General features: G+C 63.9%; 22 protein-coding genes. 10 read left to right on the top strand and 12 right to left on the bottom strand.

Annotation, left to right across the window (positions count from 1 at the left end; genetic code table 11):
* Positions 1-135: 135 nt before the first annotated feature.
* The 4 genes from HV823_RS14360 to HV823_RS14345 form a co-directional block, all read right to left on the bottom strand.
* Positions 136-1,014 carry a 50S ribosomal protein L11 methyltransferase gene (locus tag HV823_RS14360; RefSeq protein ID WP_176950416.1) on the bottom strand — a complete coding sequence of 293 codons (879 nt, stop codon included), beginning with the start codon at positions 1,012-1,014 and terminating at the stop codon, positions 136-138.
* Between the two features lie 126 nt (positions 1,015-1,140).
* Positions 1,141-2,268: an FAD-dependent oxidoreductase gene (locus HV823_RS14355; protein ID WP_176950415.1), complete on the bottom strand. Its 1,128-nt coding sequence runs from the start codon at positions 2,266-2,268 to the stop codon at positions 1,141-1,143.
* A gap of 12 nt (positions 2,269-2,280) precedes the next feature.
* Complete coding sequence (locus tag HV823_RS14350) at positions 2,281-2,880, bottom strand: SCO family protein (protein ID WP_176950414.1); 600 nt, start codon at positions 2,878-2,880, stop codon at positions 2,281-2,283.
* Between the two features lie 140 nt (positions 2,881-3,020).
* On the bottom strand, positions 3,021-3,179 hold the full coding sequence (locus HV823_RS14345; RefSeq protein WP_176950413.1) for a hypothetical protein: 159 nt from the start codon (positions 3,177-3,179) through the stop codon (positions 3,021-3,023).
* 252 nt (positions 3,180-3,431) lie between these two features.
* On the opposite strand from HV823_RS14345, the gene HV823_RS14340 reads away from it, so the two are divergent.
* The 3 genes from HV823_RS14340 (at position 3,432) to HV823_RS14330 (ending at position 5,328) form a co-directional block, all read left to right on the top strand.
* Positions 3,432-3,896 carry a chemotaxis protein CheW gene (locus tag HV823_RS14340; protein WP_176950412.1) on the top strand — a complete coding sequence of 155 codons (465 nt, stop codon included), beginning with the start codon at positions 3,432-3,434 and terminating at the stop codon, positions 3,894-3,896.
* Between the two features lie 222 nt (positions 3,897-4,118).
* Positions 4,119-4,757, top strand: a complete 639-nt coding sequence (gene pncA / locus HV823_RS14335; RefSeq protein WP_176950411.1) for a bifunctional nicotinamidase/pyrazinamidase — start codon at positions 4,119-4,121, stop codon at positions 4,755-4,757.
* A gap of 82 nt (positions 4,758-4,839) precedes the next feature.
* On the top strand, positions 4,840-5,328 hold the full coding sequence (locus tag HV823_RS14330; protein WP_176950410.1) for a hypothetical protein: 489 nt from the start codon (positions 4,840-4,842) through the stop codon (positions 5,326-5,328).
* Positions 5,329-5,403: 75 nt separating this feature from the next.
* Here HV823_RS14330 and HV823_RS14325 read toward each other — a convergent pair whose 3' ends face one another.
* Together HV823_RS14325 and HV823_RS14320 are read right to left on the bottom strand one after the other, a co-directional pair.
* On the bottom strand, positions 5,404-5,895 hold the full coding sequence (locus HV823_RS14325) for a CreA family protein (RefSeq protein WP_176950409.1): 492 nt from the start codon (positions 5,893-5,895) through the stop codon (positions 5,404-5,406).
* A gap of 121 nt (positions 5,896-6,016) precedes the next feature.
* The gene (locus HV823_RS14320) at positions 6,017-6,766 is read right to left on the bottom strand and encodes a copper homeostasis protein CutC (RefSeq protein WP_176950408.1); all 750 of its coding nucleotides are present in this window, start codon (positions 6,764-6,766) and stop codon (positions 6,017-6,019) included.
* A 313-nt stretch (positions 6,767-7,079) separates the two neighbouring features.
* Between HV823_RS14320 and HV823_RS14315 the strand changes: the two genes are divergently transcribed.
* The 3 genes from HV823_RS14315 (at position 7,080) to HV823_RS14305 (ending at position 10,424) form a co-directional block, all read left to right on the top strand.
* Positions 7,080-8,501, top strand: a complete 1,422-nt coding sequence (locus tag HV823_RS14315) for an amidase (RefSeq protein WP_176950407.1) — start codon at positions 7,080-7,082, stop codon at positions 8,499-8,501.
* A gap of 95 nt (positions 8,502-8,596) precedes the next feature.
* Positions 8,597-8,800, top strand: a complete 204-nt coding sequence (locus HV823_RS14310; protein WP_176950406.1) for a DUF1059 domain-containing protein — start codon at positions 8,597-8,599, stop codon at positions 8,798-8,800.
* A 433-nt stretch (positions 8,801-9,233) separates the two neighbouring features.
* On the top strand, positions 9,234-10,424 hold the full coding sequence (locus HV823_RS14305; RefSeq protein ID WP_176950405.1) for a DUF2778 domain-containing protein: 1,191 nt from the start codon (positions 9,234-9,236) through the stop codon (positions 10,422-10,424).
* A gap of 220 nt (positions 10,425-10,644) precedes the next feature.
* Here the strand turns inward: HV823_RS14305 and HV823_RS14300 are convergent, their stop codons facing one another.
* From HV823_RS14300 to HV823_RS14280, 5 genes are all read right to left on the bottom strand, one after another.
* Positions 10,645-11,079 (bottom strand): hypothetical protein, encoded by a 435-nt coding sequence (locus HV823_RS14300; protein ID WP_097139585.1) that lies wholly within the window; start codon positions 11,077-11,079, stop codon positions 10,645-10,647.
* Between the two features lie 390 nt (positions 11,080-11,469).
* Positions 11,470-14,076: an ATP-dependent helicase gene (locus tag HV823_RS14295; RefSeq protein ID WP_176950404.1), complete on the bottom strand. Its 2,607-nt coding sequence runs from the start codon at positions 14,074-14,076 to the stop codon at positions 11,470-11,472.
* Positions 14,077-14,220: 144 nt separating this feature from the next.
* On the bottom strand, positions 14,221-14,919 hold the full coding sequence (locus HV823_RS14290; RefSeq protein ID WP_176950403.1) for a L,D-transpeptidase: 699 nt from the start codon (positions 14,917-14,919) through the stop codon (positions 14,221-14,223).
* 190 nt (positions 14,920-15,109) lie between these two features.
* Entirely contained in the window at positions 15,110-15,517 is a 408-nt protein-coding gene (locus HV823_RS14285) for a carboxymuconolactone decarboxylase family protein (RefSeq protein ID WP_176950402.1), read from the bottom strand.
* 94 nt (positions 15,518-15,611) lie between these two features.
* A complete protein-coding gene (locus tag HV823_RS14280; protein ID WP_176950401.1) occupies positions 15,612-16,430 on the bottom strand; it encodes a cyclase family protein in 819 nt (272 codons plus the stop codon).
* Between the two features lie 268 nt (positions 16,431-16,698).
* Between HV823_RS14280 and HV823_RS14275 the strand changes: the two genes are divergently transcribed.
* From HV823_RS14275 to HV823_RS26705, 3 genes are all read left to right on the top strand, one after another.
* The gene (locus HV823_RS14275) at positions 16,699-17,874 is read left to right on the top strand and encodes an efflux RND transporter periplasmic adaptor subunit (RefSeq protein ID WP_176950400.1); all 1,176 of its coding nucleotides are present in this window, start codon (positions 16,699-16,701) and stop codon (positions 17,872-17,874) included.
* A complete protein-coding gene (locus tag HV823_RS14270; RefSeq protein WP_176950399.1) occupies positions 17,874-21,059 on the top strand; it encodes an efflux RND transporter permease subunit in 3,186 nt (1,061 codons plus the stop codon). The genes HV823_RS14275 and HV823_RS14270 overlap by 1 nt, the downstream gene beginning before the upstream one ends.
* Positions 21,060-21,318: 259 nt before the next feature.
* Positions 21,319-22,941, top strand: a complete 1,623-nt coding sequence (locus HV823_RS26705) for an MJ1477/TM1410 family putative glycoside hydrolase (RefSeq protein ID WP_281374088.1) — start codon at positions 21,319-21,321, stop codon at positions 22,939-22,941.
* Between the two features lie 85 nt (positions 22,942-23,026).
* Here the strand turns inward: HV823_RS26705 and HV823_RS14255 are convergent, their stop codons facing one another.
* Positions 23,027-23,254: a hypothetical protein gene (locus tag HV823_RS14255; RefSeq protein ID WP_176950398.1), complete on the bottom strand. Its 228-nt coding sequence runs from the start codon at positions 23,252-23,254 to the stop codon at positions 23,027-23,029.
* A gap of 173 nt (positions 23,255-23,427) precedes the next feature.
* On the opposite strand from HV823_RS14255, the gene HV823_RS14250 reads away from it, so the two are divergent.
* Positions 23,428-24,840 carry an FAD-linked oxidase C-terminal domain-containing protein gene (locus tag HV823_RS14250; RefSeq protein ID WP_176950397.1) on the top strand — a complete coding sequence of 471 codons (1,413 nt, stop codon included), beginning with the start codon at positions 23,428-23,430 and terminating at the stop codon, positions 24,838-24,840.
* Positions 24,841-24,900: the final 60 nt, after the last annotated feature.

Raw genomic sequence — 24,900 nt, 5'->3', positions numbered from 1 at the left:
TTGAGCACTCCTCCTCCCAGCTCGCGGGCAGGTCGGGAAACCGGCCCATAGGCGGTGCCTCTGGCACCGCCTTTTCTTTCAAGGCCTCCCGACCGCAACCCTGCGCGGTCGGGAGGCTTTTCTTTTCCCGGGTCCCTACGGTCTGTCGAGATGGATGGTCACCCAGCCGTTGCGCCAGATCGTGCGCACATGGCGCAGGCCCGCGCCGTTATAGGCGGCGATCACCTTCCAGCGCTGGTTTGCGAGGATGCCGGAGAGCACCACCTGGCCGCCCGGTGCCAGGTGCGCGACGAGCTGCGGCGCCATGCGCATCAGCGGGCGAGCGAGGATGTTGGCGATGATGAGGTCGAACGGGCCATGGCGGCGGAAGGCGGTGTGGTGGAAGCCGGGGGCCGTCTCGAGCGTCAGGCCGGTCGCAATGCCATTCTTGCGGACGTTCTCGCGGGCGACCTTTGTGGCGATCGGGTCGATGTCGGTCGCCAGCACCGGAATGGCCGCCAGCTTGCGGACCGCGATTGCCAGCACGCCGCTGCCGGTACCGAGGTCGAGGGCAGAGCGGATCTTTCGCGCGCGCATGACGCTTTCGATCACCTCCAGGCAGCCGGCGGTGGTGCCGTGGTGGCCCGTGCCGAAGGCCTGGCCGGCATCGATCTCGATTGCGATCTCTCCAGCCCGCGCCTTTCCGCGGTCATGCGAGCCGTGGACGATGAAACGTCCGGCGTGCACCGGCTGCAGGCCTTCCAGCGATTTGGCGATCCAGTCGACATCGGGAATGACTTCACGCTGGATTTCCGCCTCGGGAAACGCCGGCCGGAGGAGGTTGGCGAAACGCTCCCGCATGTCCTCTTCCTCGTCCATCATCAGGTAGAGCGAGGCTTCCCAGATGTCGCGCTTCTCGTCGATTTCCATGGTTGCGATCGCGTATCCCTCGTCCTCGAAGGCATCGGTCATCAGGGAGAGAATTGCGTCGGCGTTCTTCTCTGTCGTGGAAATGAAGAGGCGGATTTCGCTCACGGTCGGCTGTTCCTGATTGGCGGGGCTGGCCCGGCGCCTGAAAGATGAGGGCTGCGACATGCGGAGCATCCGGCAGCGCCATGGTCGGCGGCCACGTAGCATGTCCCGCAGCAAGGCGCAAAGAAATCAGGCTGCGGCGAGCCAGGGCGGATGCGGCGTGTCCATTCCGGCGATGCCCTTGAGCAACGCGTCTTCGGCAAAGGGCAGGTGGGACAGAAGCGGCAGCAGGCGGTTGCGCAGCGTCAGCGAGGAGGGCCGGTCCATGGTGGCGATCGCCGTCAGCATTCGCGTCTGGCGCAGCACGCGGCGTACTGCGGGGAGCCGAAGCCTCGGATACTCCTCCTCGCGTCCCTCGGCAATCAGCCAGGCCAGCCAGCAGGCATCCTCGATCCCCAGGTTCATGCCGCGCGCGCCGATCGGCGAATGGATGTGGGCGGCGTCGCCGGCCAGATAGACGCGTCCCTTCGCCATCTCCGGGACATGGCGGAAACTGATCTTGAACTGCGAACGCCAGGTCTGGGCCGCGGGTGTCGCCGGATGGATGATCCGCTCTTCGAAATCGGAATGCGTCGAGATGTAGCGCAGGAGGTTGGTGCGGACCGGGATGCAGGCAAGGACGCCGGGATTGGTGAAGTCGACGCGCGCATGGCTGGCGTCGACGGGCGCATCATAGGCGTAGTCGGCCAGAAAGAATTCGTTCTCCAGCGCGTTTCCCGGAAAGGAGAGCCCGCAGGACCGGCGAACGAGCGAATGCGCGCCATCCGCGCCTATCAGGATCGACGGCTTGACGGTTTCGCCGCTGTCGTCGTCGCGGTGTACCGTCACCTCCGGCGCATCGGTGCCTCCGTTGACGGAAATGACGGCCGTGCGCCATTCCGGCTCGATGCCGAGCACCCGGAGCCGCGCCAGCAACAGGCGTTCCGTCACCCCCTGCGGCAGGATGCTGAGCGCCGGATACTCGCCGCGATACCGGCTCGTCCTGACCGTCAGAAGCGGGGTGCCGAGCGAGGAAAGACGCAGGCCTTCGATCTGCAGGGCCCGGGCCTGGATGTCGGCGGTCACGCCCGATTGGGCCAGCAGCGTCAAGGTTCTGGCATTGATGCCGAGCGCGCGGCTTTCTTCTTCCGCCACCGGCCCGTCGTTTTCGCTGACGATGCGCAGTTTCAGGCCGCGGCGCGCCAGTTCGAGCGCAAGCGCAAGGCCCACAGGTCCCGCGCCGGCGATGAGGATCGAAGTGTCGGCGCGTGAAACCATGATCGGAGATCCCTATCCCTTGATGAGGTTCTCCAGCTTTTGTACGGCAACATCCGGGTTCTCGCCATAGGCGATCGTGCCCCGGAAACGGCCGTCGCGGTCGAGGAGGAAGACGGAGGCGGTGTGATCCATCGTGTATTCTCCGTCCGGCTGTTTCTCGTCGACCGGCACCTTGCGCGCATAGACGCGGAAGCCCTTGACCATGTCCATCACCTTGTCGGCAGGGCCGGAGATGCCGGTGATCCTCTTGGAAACGTTGGAAACATAGTTCTGGACGATTTCAGGGGTGTCGCGTTCCGGATCGACGGTGATGAAGTAGGCCTGCATCTTCGTGCCGTCGGGATCGGTTTTCGAAAGCCATCCGTCTAGCTCGAAAAGGGTGGTCGGGCACACTTCGGGGCAATGCGTGAAGCCGAAGAACAGCGCGGTCGGCTTGCCGGCAAAGGCCTTCTCGGTGATCGGGCTTCCATCCTGCGCAACGAGGGTGAAGGGAACGCCGAACGGTCCCTCGGCAAGTTTTTCATCCGCCCGGTTCAGTTCCAGCGTCAACCAGCCGAGCAGGCCGGCGAGGAGGGCGATAGCGATCCAAAGGGCAATGCGTATGGTTTTCATGGAACGATCCGACATCGGTGACTGCTGGTCCGCGGCTGCGGCCGGCTCCTGTGCTGTCTTTAGTGGCTTGCCGGAGGAGGCGCAAATGTGCCGATCGCCGCATCTCGATTATCGCGAGAATGTGATTGCGCCGCGGGAGCTTAGAAGCACCAGGCGAGGCCGCTTTCGGCCATCGAAAGCAGGATCGCCGAGCCGTGACCGATCCAGCCCGCGAAGGCGATGGCGAGGATTGCGGTCGCAAGCGTTGCCGCAAGGGCCACGGCCAGCGTGAAACTAAGGGACGGGCGGTTCTGTGTCATGCGGGTATCCTAGCGCAACATTTCGTTTGGCGGAATGGTTGCGCTGCTCACAGCGCTCGGCGGACGATTCCAGCGGTTCGGGTGTGCCGGACCGGAGAGTTGGCGGTCTATTTTTAGCGCTTCCTTAATCTATCCTTGCGAATCTCTGAGCGCGTATGGGCCGTGATGGCCTCTCGGGCATGAGGTCCCGTGGCTGTCGAGCCACACGCGCATTTGCGATCCTGCCTCCGAAGTCTGGGAAGAAGCTGAACCATGTCGAATGCCATCAAGCAATCCGGTGCCTATCTCGAAATCGTCTCGTTTCATCTCGGAGACCAGGAGTTCTGCATCGACATCATGGCGATTCGTGAAATCCGCGGATGGGCGCCGGTGACGCCGATGCCGCACACGCCGCCCTACGTGCTCGGGCTGATCAACCTGCGCGGCGCCGTCATCCCCGTAATCGACATGGCCTGCCGTCTCGGCATGAAGCAGACCGAGCCGTCGGAGCGCTCCGCCATCATCGTCACCGACATTGCCGGCAAGCTCGTCGGCCTGCTGGTGGAACAGGTCTCGGACATGATGACCATCAAGAGCGAAGACCTGCAGCCGGCACCCGAGATCATTCCGGAAGCGCAGCGCGCCTTCTGCCGCGGCATCGTCGCCCTGGAAAAGACCATGGTCTGCTTCCTCAACCTCGACACGGTCATCGCCGACGAGCTGGCACAGGCTGCCTGATACGGGCCGCCTGACACGGGCCACCTGACACGGGCCACCTGACACGGGCCGCCTGAGCGACTTCGATCCCCGACGCGTTTCGCAGCCCCGGCCGACCCGCCGGGGTTTTGCATTCCCGGCCAATATGTTCGCAGCATCGGTTCATCAAGTTCTTGATTTCTCATGACGGAATGTTCCATTCTCGCCGCACCGGGATCTTTCCCGGGTGACGGGAGTACCATCATGAAGTGCCTGCTGCTCATCGATCTCCAGAACGGTTTCTGCCCCGGCGGCAATCTTGCCGTGCCCGGGGGAGATGAGGTTATCCCGATCGCCAACCGGCTGATGGAAGAGGGCGGCTATGATCTGGTGGTCGCCTCGCAGGACTGGCACCCTGCCGGCCACGGCAGCTTCGCCTCCAGCCATCCCGGCAGGCAGCCTTTCGAGATGGGAGAACTGAAGGGGCAGCCGCAGGTGCTGTGGCCTGACCATTGCGTCGAGCACACGGACGACGCCGCACTGCATCCCAAGCTCGACCTGAAGAAGATCGACTACATCCAGAAGAAGGGCATGGATCGGCTTGTCGACAGCTATTCGGCCTTTCGCGACAACGACCGTTCCGCCCATACCGGGCTTGCCGATTATCTGAAGGAGCGCGACGTCACCGAACTCGACATCGGCGGGCTTGCGACCGATTATTGCGTCCAGGCCTCGGCGATCGATGCGGTGGAAATGCTTCCGGGCGTGCGGGTCCGTTTCGTCGAGGATCTGAGCCGCGGCATCGACCCGGCCACGATCGCCGTGGCGGAAAGGGCCATGGCGGAGGCGGGTGTTGCGACCGTCCGCGCGTCGCAGATCCTGGCTGAAGCGCGGGGCGCCTGAACGCTACAGGCGGAACAATCTGCAAAGACCGGCATTTTCCCCTTCGAATGCGCGCGACAACAGCGCCCGAAGGGAGAAAAAGATGAAACCGTTTGCAGCTCTTTCGTCCATTCTGCTTGCCAGTGCCATTGCCGTTCCCGCCTATTCGGCGACCCTGATCGATGGCAAGAAGGTGCCGGTGCCGACCCCACGCCCGGTGGAAATGGCCCAGGTGTCGCCTGACACGATGAAGCCGGCGGCACCTGTCCCGGCGCAGCCATCCGACAGCCAGTCCACGGACATGATGAGCACGGGCTCCATCACGCCCAGCGTATCGGGCATCGGTGACTTCCGGGCCGTCGATGTGACCAAGATCGCCGTTCAGCGCGTGGATGAAATCGCCGACGAGGACATGCGTCAGCAATACCGGATGATGGGCGACGACAAGGCCGACGAAGTTCAAAAGCTGCAGTCGGATGTGCGCTCCAACCCGGACCTCGTCGCAGCGCTGGAAGCGCAGCAGGTCAAGGTCGAGCACATCCTGTCAGTCCAACAGAACGGCGACGGCAGCGTGACCTTCATCGTCATGTAAGCAGGTATCGACATCTAAGCGGGAGGTACGCAGCCTTTCGGGAGGAGGGGCCGCAATGGGTCTAGCTTCGGCCGCCTATTGCGGCTTTCCGCTTGTCCACGTGGCGTTGCTTTCAAACAGCGGCACCGTGGAGATCGACATCTTCGCCGAACCCTCGGTCAGTTCGCGGGAGTGGGCGAGATAAATCAGGGTGTCGTTCTTGCGGTCGTAGATCCGCGTCACCACAAGCTTCTTCCAGACCAACGACAGGCTGGACTTGAAAACTTCCTCCCCGCCTTTCGAAAGATCGATGTCGCCGATCGTGACCGGGCCGGTCTGCCGGCAGGCAATGGCGTTGTTGGAGGGATCTTCAAACCAGTTGCCGTTCTTCAGCCGGTCCAGAACGCCGCGGTCGAAATAGGTGATGTGGCAGGTGACGCCTGTCACCTTCGGATCGCTCACCGCATCGACCATGATGTCGTTGCCCATCCAGTCAACGCCAACCTCCCCGACCGTATCGGCCGCAGCGGACGTGGCGAGAAGGGCAAGGCCCGCTGCGAATGCGAAGCGAAGGCGGGAGGCAGTCATGAGCAGGTCTCCGGTTAAGCTATCAGCCTGTTTTCTTTTCTTCAGGTAGGATCGGCGAGACGGTTTGCAATGCGCGCGGAGTGGTGTGCCGTCTGATTACCGCGGTTGCCGCGCAGGTCGACTACGCGCCCTTCGCAGCGGCGATCGTCGCACGGACGGCTTCGGGATCGGTAACGGTCAGTTCATACTCGCGGTCTTTCTCGGTGCCGCCCATGCCGACATGCGGATTTCTGAACGTCATGCCGCTCTGCACGGACCTGAGGGCGGCGAAATGCAGCTCCTTCAGCCCGGTCGCGTCGCGGACGGTCTTGATGTTGTCCGCGTCCAGCGCACCACAGCCCATTATGACGATGCGGTCGCCAGCCTGCTCCACCGTTCGCCGCAGGATCGCGATCCCCTCCAGTGCGGTATCGCGCTGGCCGGAGGTCAACACCCGGTCGACGCCGCAGCGGATCAGCGCTTCCAGCGCCTCGCCGGCATCTTCTGTCATGTCGAAGGCGCGGTGGCAGGTGACCGACATGGGACGGGCGGCGGCAACGAGCGCTTTCGTCCTCACCTCGTCGATGCGGCCGTCCGGCGTCAGGCAGCCGATGACGACGCCCGCCACGCCTTCGGAACGCAGGGCTTCGATGTCGGCGCGCATGGTATCGAATTCGGCATCGGAGTAGAGGAAGTCGCCACCACGGGGGCGAATGATGACGTGGACGGGGATGTGTGCCGCCTTCACGGCTGCGCGAATGGTGGCAGGGCTCGGCGTCAGGCCGCCCTCCATGAGGCTCGCGCAAAGCTCGACGCGATCGGCACCGGCCGCCTGTGCGGCCAGAAAACCGTCGATGCCTTCTACGCAGAGTTCGATAAGCGGTGCCGTCATGAAAAGCCCTTCCCGGTGATTCTCCCGGCACGTTAGGGCGGCGTGCCCGGGCCGGCAAGCATCGCTCTGCATGGGCGGCGGTAAACGCGCCTTGTAGGATGAGCGTGGCGATCTCCGGGACGATAGGTTCAGGCAATGGGTTCCGAGGGAACGACGAGTTTCTGCGGACAACCTTGTGGGACGGCGCGCCCGGTTGGCCGTCCTTGGATCTTTTCTTTCATGCAGTGATTTCGAACCCCTGCCGCATGCGCTAGCTTGCCTCGCCGGCCGGCCTTCGGTCGGCAAAGAGAGACTAGCAGGGGACGAGCGCCGAATGGATGACATCACGAGCCTTTCCGCAACGACGCTTTCGCGTGCCATCCATTCCCGCCACGTCAGTTGCCGGGCTGTGATGGAAGCCTATCTCGCCCGGATCGAGGCGCTGAACCCGAAGGTGAACGCGATCGTCAGCCTTCGCGATACGGCGCCGCTTCTTTCTGAAGCGGATGCGGCGGACCGGGCGCTGTCTGCGGGACAGACCCGCGGCTGGCTGCACGGGATTCCCTTTGCGGTGAAGGACCTGTCCGAGGCGAAGGGCCTGCGCTGCACCTACGGATCACGCAGCTACCGCGACTACGTGCCGGACTTCGACGACATCCACGTGGAGCGGATCCGTGCAGCAGGCGCAATCGTCATCGGCAAGACCAATGCGCCCGAGATGGGGCTTGGGTCGCACACCTATAACGGCGTTTTCGGCGCGACGCGGAATCCCTACGACCTCGGCCGAAGTGCCGGCGGCTCTTCGGGAGGTGCCGGGGCTGCGCTTGCGACGCGGATGGTCGCCGTTGCCGACGGCAGTGACATGATGGGTTCGCTGCGCAACCCGGCCGCCTTCAACAATGTCGTCGGCTTTCGTCCGAGTTTCGGCCGGGTGCCGTCGCTGGGAAGCGAGCTCTATCTCGGCCAGCATGCGGTCAACGGGCCAATGGGGCGCTGCGTTGCTGACGTGGCGGCGCTGCTTTCGATCCAGGCCGGATACGATGCGCGTGATCCGCTATCTCTCCCGGATGAGGCGTTGCGGCTCGAGGCGCGGAAGGACTGGTCCGGCGTCCGGATCGGCTGGCTTGGCGACTATGGCGGGCATCTGCCATTCGAGCCGGGCGTTCTGGAACTCTGCCGCGACGCAATGACCGTCTTTTCCTCGCTCGGCGCTTCGGTCAGCGACGTGACTGCCCGTTTCGAGATGGAACGCCTCTGGTGGGGGTGGCGCACCTATCGTCATTTTCTCGTCGCGGGCGGACAGGCCGCGGACTACACCGATGGGGACAAGCGGGCGGAGATGAAGCCGGAGATGATCTGGGAGATCGAGAACGGACGGGCGCTGTCCGCCGCCGACGTCCTTGCCGCTTCCGCGATCCGCAGCGACTGGTATCGGCATGTCCTCGAACTGTTCGAGACGAACGATTTTCTGGTTCTTCCGGCAGCGCAGGTCTTTCCGTTCGACGTCGACCTCGACTGGCCGAAGGAGATCGCGGGTCGATCGATGGATACCTATCACCGCTGGATGGAGGTGGTCATCGGGCCGACGATGGCGGGGCTGCCGGTCGCGGCCATGCCGGCCGGGTTCGGCACGGCCGGGCTTCCTGCCGGCATCCAGATCATCGGCCGTCCGCGTGCCGATATGGCCGTGCTGCAACTGGCGGCGGCCTATGAGGCCCGCACCGACTGGCTGCAGCGCATGCCGGCGGTTGCCTGAACCGGGGCGGACCGCGCTTTGTGATTTGTCGCGGTCGTAGCTGCGGCGTATCTTTCTCCGCCCGGCCTGTGCCGGGGCGCAATCGGGAGGAAGCCATGGGCCGCAGATACATAGACTGCCGGGAGTTTCCGAGCGAAATGAAGTGCACGATCGCCATATCCGCCGACACCGAAGAAGAGCTGGTCGATGCGGCAGTCCTGCACGCCGTCACCGTGCATGGCCATGATGACACGCCTGCATTCCGGGCGGAAATCCGACACGCCATCCATGACGGCATGCCGCCGCTGAAAGTTGCCTGACCCTTTGCGGTAGCGCGCCAGGATTGTCTCAGCATCCCGTCGTCGCCCTGTGTGGCGCCGACGGAGGCGGGTGCTTGTCGGCCAGAGACCGCCATCGGAGACATCGGCTGGCAAAAAACTTTCCGCGTTAACCGTCGCCGATAGCGGTCGTATCAAAAAAAATTCTGCGCCGATTTAAGCCGTCCGACCCTGTTGAAATCGTTCGGTGTTTCGCCGTCCGGATTATGCCCGGCGGAGCGTTGGCGCGTGTTTTGTCAAGCCGCGTAAACCAATTGCTTACCATAGTTTGACATCAATTTGGTCATTGTTTCGACCAGCATGCATGGCACGGGGCGCCCGGAAATCGGCGCTTTGACGCCTTCGTGTCGGTCCCGACGGCAATCCGTTCGATTGGCGCCGGATCGAGTAACGCGTACCATGGGTAGCGAGTACTATGGCGTCAGTCGTTGTCGCGTGCAGTAAAATTTCGCCCAGCTTCGGCGGGCTTTTCTTCCTCAGAAAACCGCGCGGCATCGCTCTTGCCGCGATTGGAGCCTGCCTCTCGGTTGCGGCCGGAGCCTGGATCGTCGCGGCGCTAGCGACCGTTCAGACGATGACGCCGGCGGCGGGCAAGCAGGGACGTCTGCAGGCTTCGCTCGATCTGCCGACCGTGGCGCGTGCGCTGCCGGTGGAGCGGAACATTCGCGTCCGCAAGTTCGCCCGCCTGTCGAAGACGCCGGCCGACCAGTTGTGGCCCGCAGGGCTGACGGTGGCGGTGATCAAGGACCATTACGACAAGCGCCAGGCGCAAACGGTCGCCCGGATCGAGCGCGAGACGGAAAAGACGGCGAAGGCTTATGCGGTCGCGGCTGCATCGCGGACGAAGGCCGGGACAATCGCCGAGGCAAATGCGAGCGTCCAGCCGACGCTGGTGTCTGCACTGGTCGATCCCGACGTTACCCGCGCCTCCGTTTCCGGCAAGCCCTTCAGCCTCGTGATGGCGGAAGAAGCGCGCGATGCCGTGGCGGCCCTTCCCGATACGATCCCGCTGCCGGAGGCGCGTCCGAAGGCGCTTGCGAAGATCGTCGAGGAGAAGCCGAAAAACCCGCGTGCCAAGCCGGCTGCCCGCGAACTTGCCTATGCGAGCCCGGCCCAGGTCGACAGCGACGACGAGATGCGCGAGACCAAGCCCGGTCTGTTCGGCGGACAGCGTAAACGGTCGCGCGGCCGCACGGCCTATTACGATATTTCCGCGGGCGTCGTGCACCTGCCTAACGGCGAACGGCTGGAGGCGCATTCGGGCATCGGCAAAATGCGCGACAATCCGAAATACGTTCACATGAAGATGCGGGGCTCCACGCCTCCCGGAACGTTCAAGCTGACCATGCGCGAGAGGCTCTTTCACGGTGTCGAAGCGCTGCGCATGACCCCTGTCAACGGCGTGCATCCACATGGACGCACCGGGCTTTTGACCCATTCCTACCTGCTCGGCCGCAATGGCAATTCGCACGGCTGCGTTGCCTTCAAGAACTATCCGCGCTTCCTCGCCGCCTTCAAGCGTGGGGAGATCGATACGCTGGTGGTCGTCCCGAGCATGTCTTCCGGAAAGACGCGGCTCGCCTCGCTGTTCGGTGGAAAAGGCTGAGGCGCGAGGAAGTAACGACAACCCGCGATCCCGCGCGCGGCGGTCCCATGCCGGCAACCGTCGCCCCTGCGAGGCTCATCGGACGACCCCGTGCCGCATGCGCCATACGATCAGGGCCATCAGTAAAAGGGCGCCGCACTTGAGTGCGACGCGGACGCGGCCATATCTCTGATCGACGCATGCTCCTGCCTTCGGATCGGTCCCGATTCAAAGGCTTGCGCTATGCCATGAACAACCGGCGCAAAATCGCGAAGAAGCCGGGAGGCTTCGGCGCGAGAACGGCACGAATCTGGGCCGCGGCGGTGCCGGCACTGACAGCCGAACCGTAGTGGCAGTAGCAGATGACCTCGTGCAATTCGTCGTCCGACAGCTCGAAGAACCGGCGAGCCTCGCCATACGTATCATCAGCCAGCCCAGCCGACCGCAGCACCGGATCGGCGAATGCCACCGAAATCGGCGAGCCGTCGCCGCGCATGTTGGCGCGAACGCTTGGCGACTGATGTTCCGTCTGACGCAAGGTCGAAAGATGCCAGTGCGGATTCTTCTCCAGGAGTTCCGCCCAGCGTTCCAGGCGCTCCGTGCGCGTCATGGTCTGAGCTGGAAAGGACTCGACTTCCGCAACAAGCCGCAGTTGTTCGACTGTTTGATGCTTCATCTTGGACTCCCATGTAGAGGATGGTTGTTCCGCCCCCGATGCTCATGCAGCCCCACTCAGATAGCGTGAACCCATTGGCCGCGGATGTCCAATCACGATAGGAGAACGCCGGTTCTTTCGGCGATTGCAGGCGAGGGCGGGTTCGGTCGTAGGACCAACGTCCGGCCATGGGCCCCGTATTCGGCTTACGCGTGGGAACGCGATGGTTATGCCTTGCGCTTGGGGCGGCTCCCGCCGGGGCCCGCTACATCTTCATGATACCCGACATGCTGCAACGAGGCTACGGCCTGCGGACCGATGCGGCCGGTCACCGGACCTTGATCCGATGCGCGGGAACCCGGAAGATCCCGCGACATCGCTGATGGAGCCTGCGCCGGCGAGAGCGGGGAATCACACCGGCTGGACGAAGCCGTCCAGCACGCGCTTCTGCCCGGCGCGGTCGAAGTCGATGGTCAGCTTGTTGCCCTCGATCGCCGCGATGTTGCCGTTGCCGAACTTCAGGTGGAAAACCCGATCGCCGACCGAGAAGCGCGAAGGCTCCGTGGTGGTGGACTTGGCGACGAGCTCGCCCTCGATGGTACGGGCGCGCGGGCCGCTCTCGCCATAGCCGATGCGCTCGATCGCATGGCCGGAGCGGTTGCCCCAGTTGTCGCGGGTGGCGTCCGTCCTGTTCGCCTGTGCGCGGCGCCAGCCGGGGGTAGAATAGGCATTCTGGAAGGGCTCCTGCTTGTCGAAGCGCGACTGGCCGTAGCCGCCCCGCCCGTAGCCGCCATAGGACTGCTCCGTCTCTGCGACTTCGACATGGGCTTCCGGCAGTTCGTCGAGGAAGCGCGAGGGAATGGTCGATTGCCAGAGGCCATGGATGCGACGGTTGGAGACGAACCAGATGTGGCAGTTGCGCTTGGCGCGGGTGATGCCGACATAGGCGAGCCGCCGCTCTTCCTCCAGTCCGGCACGGCCGCCCTCGTCGAGCGCGCGCTGGTGCGGGAACAGCCCTTCCTCCCAGCCGGGAAGGAACACGGTCTGGAATTCCAGCCCCTTGGCGGAATGCAGCGTCATGATCGAGACGGCGTCGAGATCCTCGTTCTGCTCGGCATCCATCACCAGCGAGACATGTTCGAGGAAGCCGCGCAGGCTTTCGAACTGCTCCATCGACCGGATCAATTCCTTCAGGTTTTCCAGACGACCCGGGGCCTCGGCGGACTTGTCGTTCTGCCACATCGCGGTATAGCCGCTCTCGTCGAGGATCTGTTCGGCGAGCTCGGTATGGGGAAGCGTTTCCAGCAGCGTCGACCAGCGCTTGAAGTCGGCCACGACGTCGAAGAGCGCCTTGCGGGCCTTCGGCTTCAGCTCATCCGTCTCGATGATGTCGCCGGCCGCCGCCAGCATGGGAATCTCGCGGGCGCGGGCATAGTCGTGCAGGTTGCGAACGGTGGTGTCGCCGAGGCCGCGCTTGGGCGTGTTGACGATACGCTCGAAGGCGAGGTCGTCGGCCGGCTGGCACACCAGGCGGAAATAGGCCATGGCATCGCGGATCTCGAGACGCTCGTAGAAGCGCGGGCCGCCGATGACGCGGTAGTTGAGGCCGAGCGTGACGAAGCGGTCTTCGAACTCGCGCATCTGGAAGGAGGCGCGCACGAGGATCGCCATGTCGTTGAGATTGTGGCGTTTGCCGTTGCGGTCCGGCCGCTGGAGGCTTTCGATCGCTTCGCCGATCGCTCGCGCCTCCTCCTCGCTATCCCAGGCGGCATGAACGACGACCTTTCCGTCCTCCGGATCGTGGCGGTCGGTGAAAAGCGTCTTGCCCAGCCGGTCCTCGTTATGGGCGATCAGGTGGCCCGCAGCGCCGAGGATGTGGGCGGTGGAGCGGTAGTTGCGCTCAAGCTTGATCACCTTGGCGCCGGGAAAATCCTTCTCGAAGCGCAGGATGTTGTCCACCTCCGCCCCGCGCCAGCCATAGATCGACTGGTCGTCGTCGCCGACGCAGCAGATGTTGATCTGCTGCTTTTGGCTTGCGCTCACGGCCGCATCGCGCCTGCCGGCGCTGGCCTGCGCGGACGCGGGCGAAACGTCGCCCGGCCAGCTGCCGCTGGCTTGTTCGCCATCGCCATTGGCTGCGCGGGCGCTGGGTGAGCGTTGCGCCAGGAGCCTGAGCCACATGTACTGGGCGGTGTTGGTGTCCTGGTACTCGTCGACCAGGATGTAGCGGAACTTCTGGTGATACTCGCGCAGGATGTCGGGATGGGTGCGCAGGATGCGGATCGGATGCAGCAGCAGGTCGCCGAAGTCGCAGGCGTTCAGCGTCTTCAGGCGGTTCTGGTAGGCTGTGTAGAGTTCGCGGCCCTTGCCGTTGGCAAAGGCGCGGGCGTCGCCCTCGGGGATCTGCGCGGGGTCCAGCCCCTTGTTCTTCCAGGTGTCGATCATGCCGGCGAACTGCTTGGCCGGCCAGCGCTTGTCGTCCAGCCCCTCGGCCTGGATGATCTGCTTGATCAGGCGGACGACGTCGTCGGTGTCGAGGATGGTGAAATCAGACCGCAGACCCGCGAGTTCGGCATGGCGGCGCAGCAGCTTGACGCCGATCGAGTGGAACGTGCCGAGCCAGGGCATGCCCTCGACGGCGCCGCCGACCAAAAGGCCGATGCGCTCCTTCATCTCGCGCGCGGCCTTGTTGGTGAAGGTCACGGCGAGGATCTGCGAGGGGAAGGCGCGGCCGGTGGCGAGGATATGGGCGATACGGGTCGTCAGCACCCGGGTCTTGCCCGTGCCGGCGCCGGCGAGCACGAGGACCGGCCCGTCCAGCGTCTCGACCGCCTCGCGCTGCTCGGGATTCAGCCCAGAGAGATAGTCGGGCACACGGTGCTGGTCGCGGGCAGCCATGGCGCGCGCGGCAATGCCGCCGCCAGCCGGGCTGCCGGTCTTTTGGTTCGGGGCAGGAGGCTTCCGCAACGCCGGATCGTCGTCGTCGAAGAAGGGAATATCGTCATAACCGCTCATCATGCGGCTCAATGTAGTGATTCGGGGGCGAAAGGCCAGTTACGCGTTCTTCTTTTATTCCGCGCATGTCGTCCATGCGGGTGCGGAATGGTGCCGCCCGCGTCTCGTCCGGACGCGGGCAGGCTACTGGCGCCGTTACTGGCGCGGTTACTGGCGAACGACGATCCGCGCGTGGTAGGGCACGCGATTGTAGAGGTCGATGACGTCCTGGTTCATCAGGCGGACGCAACCGGAAGAGACGGCCTTGCCGATGGAGCGCCATTCGGGGTTGCCGTGCAGGCGATACAGCGTGTCCTGCCCGTTCTGGAAGATATAGAGCGCGCGGGCGCCGAGCGGGTTTTTGAGGCCCGGTGCCATGCCGCCGTTCTCGATCGAATATTTTACGAGTTCCGGCTGGCGCGCGACCATCTCGTTCGGCGGCTTCCAGCGGGGCCAGGGCTGACGCCAGTGGATCGTGCCTTCGCCTTCCCAGGAAAAGCCGTCGCGGCCGATGCCGACACCGTAGCGCATGGCGGTGCCGCCCGGCTCGACGACGTAGAGGAAGCGGCTCGGCGTATCGACGACGACCGTACCAGCGGGTTCGCCCGTCGGATCGGCGACCCGTTGGCGGTAATATTTAGGATCGATCTGCTGGTAGGGGATAGCCGGGATCGTGAAGCCGCCATCCTCGACGGGACCGTACATGACGTCCAGCTCCGCAGCGGTCGGCGGCACGATTGGCCGCCGCGGCGCCACGGGGAGGGGAGCTCTGCCCCCGGCGGGACCGGTGGTGGTGCAACTGGCAAGTATGGCGGATGCGGCAGCGAGAACGAAGGCTCTGCGTGACGTCAGGAATTCGGCGGACATTTCAGGAAGTGTCTTTCGGGTGAAATTGCACGTGTGAACAATGCCTAGCGGCGTTCTCCGCGCCATGACAATACGGCGGGCCCATCACATCTCCGTCATAGGGCGACGGAGACCGGCACCGATGCAAAGGCGCAACAAAGCCGCCCGCTCGGTTGCTTCAGGCAGATCAATAGCATGCGCGACGCCTTGATCAATTGCGGTCGGCGTCGAAGGCGGCGTCCACCGGCAGCTGCAGAGCCGTCGCGAGTTGGTTGGTCTTGCCGGCCAACGAAATGATGGCGAGAAGTTCCGCATGCTGCGACGGGCTCATGCCCTTGGCCTTTGCCGCTGCCGTGTGCGAGTGGACGCAGTAGCTGCAGCCGTTCGTCACCGAGACCGCGATATAGAGCATCTCCTTTACCAGCGGGTCCAGCGTCGACGGCGTCGCCATGACGGCCTTCACCTCCCGCCAGGTGCTTTCCAGCAGGGCCGGGTCGAAGGCGAGGTAAAGCCACATGTTGTTGATGAAATCGGACTTGCGCGTCGCCCGGATGTCGTCGAACACCGCCTTTACGCGGGGATCCGCCTCGAGATCGGCTGCCGGTCTGATCGTGCTCATGGGCTCGTGCTCCTTTCATGCCTGATGTGATACCGGTCATGCCTGATGCGATACCGGCGGCGGCGGGGGGCCGACGCCGGTGCGCCTTCTTGCGTTAGACCAGCGCCAGAACGCGTGCGGGGCCGCCCGTGCCGCCGCGCACCTTCGGCGCGCCGACCACGAGCGTGGCGCCCTTCGCCGGCAGCTTGTCCAGGTTTGCTACCGCTTCAAGGCCCCACCGGCCTGCGGGCAGCCAGGTGTTGTGGGTCGCAAAGTCCGGCGAAATTCCATGGTCGAGGGACAGTGTGTCGACCGCGATGCCGGCGGCTTTGGTTTCCAGCAGGGCCTGGACGGCCTCGACGTGGAAGCCGGGGAAATGCATCTTGCCCTCGGCATCCGCATTGCGGAACTTGTCTGTGCCGAGATGGGCCGACCAGCCGGAATTCAGGGCGACGCAGGCATTGTCGGGAATTTCGCCGTTCGCGGCGATCCAAGCCTTGATGTCTTCAGGTGTCAGCTGGGCATCGGGATCGGCTGCAGCCTTCTCCCTGATATCGATGACGGCCAGAGGCACCACGAGGTTTTCGACCGGAATTTCCGCGACCGACAGCCCGTCGGCCGAGAAGTGCAGAGGGGCATCCATGTGCGTGCCGGTATGCTCGCTGTAGCGCAGTTCGAACAGGTTGAACGTATGCTCCTTGAAATTGAATTTCTGCTCGCGGAAGAACTGCTGCGGGCCGAAGAACGTGGGAAACTCCTCGTAGAGTTCGTGGGTCAGGTCGGTTACGCTCGCAGGCGCTGCCGCGATCGCCGGGCTGAGCGCGCCGGTGCCCACTGCGGCGGCCGTCACCGCTCCCGCGGCGGCGGCTCTAAAGAGGCCGCGGCGCGAGAGCATGTTGGTCTTTATCGATTCGATGACGCATGCGTTGCACATTCAAATTCCCCTTCCATCAATATATTTTAACTGTCTAATAAATAGGCGGATACTGGCCGCCGGGAGGAACGCTAGCAACAAGCCGGCGCATGGTCCAGACGCCGGCATTCCAGCCATTGCGGAGGGTGGAGAACGGATTTTCCAGCAATTCTTACAATTACGTAATGTTGGTATTCTTTCATTGCCGGTTCAGGGCCAAAACACGATACTTGGTCCGATCGGCGAACCGCTCTGGAAGCGGACAGCCAAGTTATGTCCGGAGTCCTGAATGCGCATTTGGAAGCAACTGCTGGTCAGCCTTGCCGTGGTCGGCGTTGGCGTTCTCGTCTGGGGCCGTCTCGCCCCGGGGGCCGCCGACACGTTGAAGGCAGCGGGAATTCCGGCTGGCCTGGTTGCCTGGGTTGCGCCCGCAGACAGCACGGCAGAGAAGGGCGGCGCTGCCCGTCGGCAGAGTGGCGGTTTCGGTGGCCCGATGCTGGTTGTGACGAAGCCGGTGGCTTTTGCGGTGGTAAACGACCGCCTGAACGCGATCGGCGATGGCGAAGCGATCCGCAGCGTCGTTGCGACGCCGTACTCGACGGGGAACCTGACGGACGTGTTCGTCAAGTCGGGCGACAAGGTGACATCGGGGCAGGTGATCGCGCGGCTGGACAATGACGAGCAGCGGATCGCAGCCGATCAGGCCCGGCTGACGCGCGACCGTGCGGCCGACAAGGTAGAGCGCTACGAAAACCTGAAGCGGGCAGCGGCCGTAACTGACGTGGCAATCCAGGATGCCCGCGACGAACTGAAGGCGGCGGAACTGGCGCTGCAGAAGGCCGAGCTCGACCTTAGCCGCCGCGATATCAATGCGCCCTATGACGGTGTCGTCGGCATCATCTCCGTCAATCCCGGAGACTATGTTACAACCTCCAGCGAAATCGCGCGGGTGGACGATCGTTCGGAAATCCTGGTCGATTTCTGGGTGCCGGAGCGCTTCGTCAACAAGATCCGCGTGGGTGGCCCGGTTTCGGCGACCGCAATTGCCCGGCCGGGCGAGGTGTTCACCGGTTCGGTGGAGGCCGTGGACAACCGTATCGACCAGGCGAGCCGTACGCTGCGCGTCCGTGCAAAAATCGACAATCCGGAAGACGTCCTGCGCGCCGGCATGTCGTTCTCGGTATCGATGCAGTTTGCGGGCGATCGCTACCCGAGCGTCGATCCGCTGGCGCTGCAGTGGAGCGCCGAAGGCTCCTATGTCTGGCACATCGTCGGTGAAAAGGCGGAGAAGGTTCCGGTCCTCATCATCCAGCGCAATCCCGACAAGGTTCTCGTCGATGCCAAGCTTGCCGAGAACGACATGGTCGTTACCGAGGGGCTGCAGCGCCTGCGTGACGGCAGCGATGTCAAGGTCATGGGGGCCACTGCAGCACCCGCCCAGCCCGCCGTAGCGGAGGGCACGTGATGGGCAACGGCGGGGCGGATAACCACAGCCAGACCGGGCAGACCGGATTTACCGCACTTTTCGTTCGCCGGCCGATCTTTGCGCTCGTTGTCAACACGCTGATCGTTGTTGCCGGCCTTGCCGCCTTCAACGGCGTCGAAATTCGCGAGCTTCCCTCGGTTGATCAGCCCGTGATCAGCGTCTCGACCGAGTTCGAGGGGGCTTCACCCGAAACGGTGGACCGCGAACTGACCGATGTGATCGAGGGTGCGGTGTCGCGGGTACAGGGCATCAAGGACATCTCGGCGACATCCTCGTTCGGCCAAAGCCGCGTGACGCTTCAATTCAGCGATACCACCGATGTCAGCCAGGCGGCGAACGACGTTCGTGACGCGCTTGGGCGCGTGGCCAACCAGATACCCGATGGCGCAGAGGAGCCGCGCGTCGTCAAGGCGGATGCGGACAGCCAGCCGATCATGCGGCTGGCTTTGACTTCCGACCGGCTGTCGATGGAAGACCTGACGCTATTGGCGGAAAACGAGGTCACCGACAGGCTGGCTGCGGTCGAGGGCGTCGCCGATGTGAACGTTTACGGCGAACAGGAGAAGGTGTTCCGCGTCGACATCGACCAGGCCAAGCTTGCAAGCCGCGGACTGACGATCGCCGACCTCAGCACGGCGCTGCAGACCGCTTCCTTCGACGTGCCGGCCGGATCCTTGACCAGTGTGAACCAGGATCTCACGGTCCGCGCGACGGCGGATCTCGCAACGCCCGAGGATTTCGAGAACCTGCTGCTGCAGAACCGCGTGCGGCTGGGTGACATCGCCACGATCACGCTCGGACCGGACGACGGCACCACGGCATTGCGATCGAACGGCCGGCCGGGAATCGGCCTTGGCATCGTCCGTCAGGCGCAATCCAACACGCTCGATATTTCGCAAGGCGTCCGCGCGACCGTCGAGCAGCTCAAGGGCATCCTGCCTGAGGGTACGGAACTGCGCGTGACGAGCGACGACGCCGTGTTCATCCAGGGCGCGCTGCATGAGGTCGAGATCGCGCTGGCGGTCGCCGTCATCATCGTCACGCTGGTGATCTATCTGTTCCTGCTCGACTGGCGCGCAACGCTGATCCCGACCATCAGCATGCCGATCGCGCTGATCGGCACGCTGGCGGCGATCTATCTCGCCGGCTTTTCGATCAACATCCTTACCCTGCTTGCGATCGTGCTTGCGACCGGCCTCGTCGTGGACGACGCGATCGTCGTGCTGGAGAACATCGTGCGGCGGCGGGCCGAGGGGCTGGGGCCGCGCGCAGCAGCCGTGCTCGGTACGCTTGAGGTTTTCTTCGCCGTCATCGCGACGACGGCTACGCTGTGTGCGGTCTTCGTGCCGCTGTCCTTCCTTCCGGGGCAGACGGGGCGGCTTTTCCGCGAATTCGGCTTCGTGCTGGCATTCTCACTCATCCTTTCGGGTTTTGTGGCGCTGACCCTTTGCCCCATGCTCGCCTCGCGCATGCTGACAAAGGAATCGGCCGAGCACGGGCACGGCGGCATCCTCGGGCGCATCGGAACTTTCGCCTCCGGATTCTATCGCAGAACGCTGCGGGCCTGCCTGAATGCTCCTCTCGTCGTCTACGTGGTCGCCCTGCTGTTCACCGCCTTCGGTGCGGGAGCATTCCTGACGCTGAAATCGGAACTGACGCCGAACGAGGACCGTTCGCTGGTGATGATGCGCATCAACGCGCCGCAGGGCGTCTCGCTGGAATACACGCAGGAGCAGATGCGGCTGATCGAGGAGAAGCTGAAGCCGCTCTATGACAGCGGCGAGATCGTCAACATTTACTCAATCTCCGGTCAGGGCGGTTCGGCCAATAGCGGCTTCATGGTGCTGACCCTTGCGCCTTGGGAGGAACGCGAGCGCACGCAGCAGCAGATCGTGACCGATATCAATGCCGCCACCGCCGACGTGCCGTCGGTTCGCGCCTTTGCGATCCAGCCGAACAGCCTCGGCATTCGCGGCGCCGGGAGCGGCCTGCAGGTCGCCCTGATCGGCAACAACTACCAGAAGCTTGGCGACGCGGCGGCCGAACTGGTGCGCAAGATCGAGGACAGCGGCCGGTTCGAGAACGTGCGGCTGAACTACGAGGCGAACCAGGCGCAGCTATCCGTTACCATCGACCGCGAACGCGCATCCGATCTCGGCATCGATATCAACGGGCTTTCCTCCGCGCTGAAGGCGGTGATCGACGGCTCCAGCGTCGTCGACGTCTATGTCGAGGGGCAGGCCTATCCGGTGCTCATCTCGTCCACCACCAATCCCGTCAACGATCCGACCGACCTTGAAAACATCTTCCTGAAGACGAAGGACGGCAAGATCGTGCCGATGTCGTCGATCGCCACGCTCAAGGAGCAGGCGGTGGCGCCGCAGCTTGCGCGCGACCAGCAGCTTCGTTCCGTGTCGCTGTCGGCCGGGCTGAAGGATGGTCTTGCGCTCGGCGAAGCGCTGAAAATGGTGCAGCAGATGGCCGAGCCGCTGTTGCCGGAAGGCTCGCGGCTGCTTCCCATGGCTGAGGCGGCGACGCTCGGCGAAAACGCCAACGGTCTCATGATCACCTTCGGCTTTGCGATCGTCATCATCTTCCTGGTCCTCGCGGCGCAGTTCGAAAGCTTCGTCAGCGCCGTGATCATCATGACGACGGTGCCGCTGGGGCTCGCCTGCGCCGTGTTCGCCATGATCCTGACCGGGACGTCGCTGAACATCTACAGCCAGATCGGGCTGGTGCTGCTCGTCGGCATCATGGCCAAGAACGGCATCCTGATCGTGGAGTTCGCCAATCAGTTGCGCGACCGCGGCCAGGATGTGCGAAGCGCCATCGAGAACGCCTCCAATACCCGCCTGCGGCCGGTGATGATGACCATGATCGCCACCGTCGTCGGCGCGCTGCCGCTGGTTCTGGCGAGCGGGGCGGGCGCCGAGGCGCGCATCTCGCTCGGCTGGGTGCTCGTCGGTGGCCTCGGTCTTGCCGCCGTCGTGACGCTCTACCTGACGCCTGTGGCCTATCTCACCATCGCGCGCTTCACCAAGCCGCATGCGGACGAGGAGCACAGGCTGCAGGGGGAAATGGAAGCCGCTGCCAGAATGAAGCTGAAGCCGGTCGAAGTGGAAGACCGAAGCCTGGCGCCGCCACCGGCGCAGGCGGCGGAGTGATCGGGCATTCCAATCTTGCATTCCTGAATGAAGCTTTCGAGGCGCTGCCGATAAACAACGGCAGCGCCTTTCGTGTTTCGTTGCACAAATTTCATCGAGCACCGCTACCACGCGTTAGGATTAAGACCGTATGCAAGGCCTTGTGACGACTGTCTTTCTGCCGCCAACAGGACGCTCAGACTTGTGGGGTGGCTGCTCGCATCGATGGTCGCGCAGGTGAAGACTGGCCATTTCGGGCCGTTCAGCAAGGGGCACCGGGATGGTGAAATTCAAGACTTCGACTGGTTCGGTGACCGTCCAGAACTGGGGCTATGCCCTGCAGGGGCTCAACGGCAAACCCGCCAGTGCCGATCTGCTTGCATCGGCCACGCATGATCTTCTGGTGATCGATTCGTCGCGGGACGGTACCAATGGCGGCCGCTTTTTCCACGACGAGATCGCCCGCATGAAGGACGGTATGGGCGGGCGTTCCGTCGTCGTCTCCTACATCTCCATCGGCGAGGCCTCGGATTATCGCGACTACTGGCATAAGAACTGGACGGTCGGCGGCGAGGCGCCCGGCAAGCTCACCGGCAAGGCGCCGGACTGGCTCGGGCCGCTCAATCCCGATTGGCCAGAATCGCGCAAGGTTCGCTACTGGGACAAGGACTGGCAAAAGATCATCTTCAACGACAAGAAGACCGGGGATCTCGACGCCATCGTCAAGGCAGGCTTCGACGCTGCCTATCTCGATATCGTCGACGGCTACTATTTCTGGGGCGCGGAAGTCTCGGCCAAGGACAGGGAGGCGGGCGATCCGAAGAACGTCAAGCAGGCAGCCCAGCGGATGGTCGATTTCATCGTCGCGCTGACCGATCATGCACGCGAGACCAATCCGGACTTCTTCGTCATCCCGCAGAACGGCGCCTGGATCATCAACGACCTCGGCTCCGACACCGCGCGGAAGAAGGCCTATCTGGACGCCATCGGCGCCATCGCGGTGGAGGACGTCTACTATGGCGGCGATGCCGACGAGAACAATCCCCTCAATCCGGACGAGGAGACGATCGAGGTCCTCAAACGGGACTTCCTGGACAACGGCAAGCCGGTGTTTGCAGTCGACTATATCGACGGCAGCAAGCGCGTCGCCCAGTTCGACAAGCTGGCGTTGAAAGACGGCTTCATCCCGTTCGCAGCACCCGAGCGCGATCTCGATCGCCTCGTCGGCACCTATGACGGCAGCCCGGCCTATATCCGCCCGACCGCCAAGGCGGATACGCTGCGCGGTTCCAATCTCTCTGACCGGATCGACGGATGGGCGGGCGACGACAGCATCTACGGACGCGGCGGCGATGACACATTGCTGGGCGGCCGCGGCAACGATCGGCTGAGCGGCGGCAGCGGCGAGGACCGGCTTCATGGCGGTTCCGGCAGGGACGTGCTTCTCGGCGGTACCGGCGATGACCGGCTCTACGGACAGGCGGGCAACGACAGGCTTTCCGGCGGTGCCGGCAACGACAGGCTTTCGGGCGGCGACGGCAACGACCGGCTGAGCGGCGGAGCGGGAAAGGATGTCCTGACCGGCGGATCGGGCAGCGACCAGTTCGTTTTCGACACTCGGCCTGGCAAGGCCAATGTCGATACCATCAGGGACTTCGACGTTTCCGAAGACCGGATTCTTCTCGATCACGACATCTTCGCGAAGCTGAAAGTTGGCGCGCTCTCGGCTTCGGCCTTCGTCATCGGTGCAAAGGCGACGGATGCCACGGACCGGATCGTCTACGACAGCAAGTCCGGCGCGCTTTCCTACGATGCCGATGGCTCCGGAAAGGTTGCGGCAGCGCAGTTTGCCAAGATCGGTACGGGGCTCGACCTGACGGCGGCCGACTTTCTGGTGTTCTGACGGGCGTTCTTGCGGAACGAAGCCGTCAACCCGTTCGCCGGCGCGAAGTCGCGCCGGAGGTGAGGCTTGTTGCGACGGAACAGCGTCAGTTGCTCGTCGCCGGCTGCGTACCCTCGACGGGTTTCGGCTGGATTGCAGTGCCCGTCGATGGTGCTGCGGTACCGCTGGTCGATCCGGTCTGCTCGGTCGACACAGGTGGTGTCGTCGTCGTGGTTGCCAATGTCGGGCGCTCGCCGGTTATGCGATAGCCCACGGTGAGGATCGCCAGAAGGATAACGACTGCAACGATCGTCCAGATGCTGCGCTGGCTCATGGCTTGCGCTCCTTTCCATCCGTGACTGCAATTATCCGCCATGAAGCTGTATATTACAAATGGTTTGCAGACCGCGCGCCCGCGGGGGTTACGGCGGCGCGCATGGCAAACTTGCTCTGGACAGGCGTGCTGCGGTTTTCCATAAGTCCGCCGACGCAGAGGGAGAGACGATAGTGGCGCTTTCGGACATCAGGGCAGGGGCACGCAACGAAGAGGCGATCGCGACCGCCATCTCCGCCTTCAGGCAGATTTTCGCGGACCGATTCCAGACCGGCGAAGCAATCCGCGCCCAGCACGCCCACACGATGACCTATATCCCGGCACAACTGCCGGACGGCGTGCTGTTCGCCGAGAACGCCGATGATGTGAAGGCGGCGGTACGGCTCTGTGCCGAGTACCGAGTGCCGATCATCCCGTTTGGGACCGGGTCCTCGCTCGAGGGGCAGATCAATGCACCGTTCGGCGGAATCTCGATCGATTTCAGCCGGATGAACCGGGTCGTCGAGGTCAATGCCGAGGACCTCGATTGCACCGTCGAGCCTGGCATCACGCGCGAGGAGCTGAACGCCTATCTGCGCGATACCGGGCTGTTCTTTCCGATCGATCCCGGCGCGAACGCCTCGATCGGCGGCATGGCCTCGACGCGCGCATCCGGCACGAATGCGGTGCGCTACGGCACGATGAAGGACAACGTTCTGGCGGTGACGGTCGTGACGGCAAAGGGCGAGGAGATCCGCACCGCGCGGCGCGCCCGCAAGTCGTCGGCCGGATACGATCTGACCCGTCTCTATGTCGGTTCGGAAGGCACGCTCGGCGTTCTTACCTCGATCACATTGCGCCTTCAGGGCATTCCGGAAGTGATCGCCGGCGGAATCTGCGGGTTCCCGACGCTGAAGGACGCCTGCAACGCGGTCATCGCGACGATCCAGCTCGGCATACCCGTGGCCCGCATCGAACTGCTCAATACGCTGCAGATCAAGGCTTGCAACGCCTATTCAGGCCTGACGCTGCCGGAGCAGCCGACCCTTTTCGTCGAGTTTCACGGCAGCCAGGAGAGCGTGGCGCTGCAATCCCGCCAGTTCGGCGAGGTTGCTTCGGAATGCGAAGGCGGCGACTTTCAATGGACCGCGGATGCGGAGGAACGCGCGCGGCTATGGAAGGCGCGCCACGATGTCTACTGGGCGGCCAAAGGGCTCCGGCCGGGGGCGGCCGTTCTTGCGACGGACGTCTGCGTGCCGATCTCGCGCCTTGCCGACTGCGTCGCGGCGACAGAGACCGACATCGAGGAGCACGGGTTGCTGGCGCCGATCGTCGGCCATGCGGGTGACGGCAACTTCCATGTCAGCGTCGTGTTCGACGACAAGGACAGCGCCGAGATCGAGAAGGTGGAAGCGTTCGTGGCCCGGCTCAACACCCGCGCGCTCTCGATGGACGGCACCTGCACCGGCGAGCACGGCATAGGGCAGGGCAAGCAGTCCTTCCTGCCGCGGGAACTGGGCGAAGCCGTGGACGTGATGCGGCAGGTGAAACGGGCGCTGGACCCGGACAACATCCTCAATCCCGGAAAGATTTTTCGCCCGGAGTGAGACACGGCGGCTGCCATCTGCTTATAGTCGTTGAAGATGTTGTCGGCAGGAAGATCATTG

It is taken from the genome of Mycoplana rhizolycopersici, assembly GCF_013378445.1.
GTDB lineage: Bacteria > Pseudomonadota > Alphaproteobacteria > Rhizobiales > Rhizobiaceae > Mycoplana > Mycoplana rhizolycopersici.
Note: the sequence above shows the minus strand (reverse complement) of the source record. Positions and strands in the feature narration are given on the sequence as shown.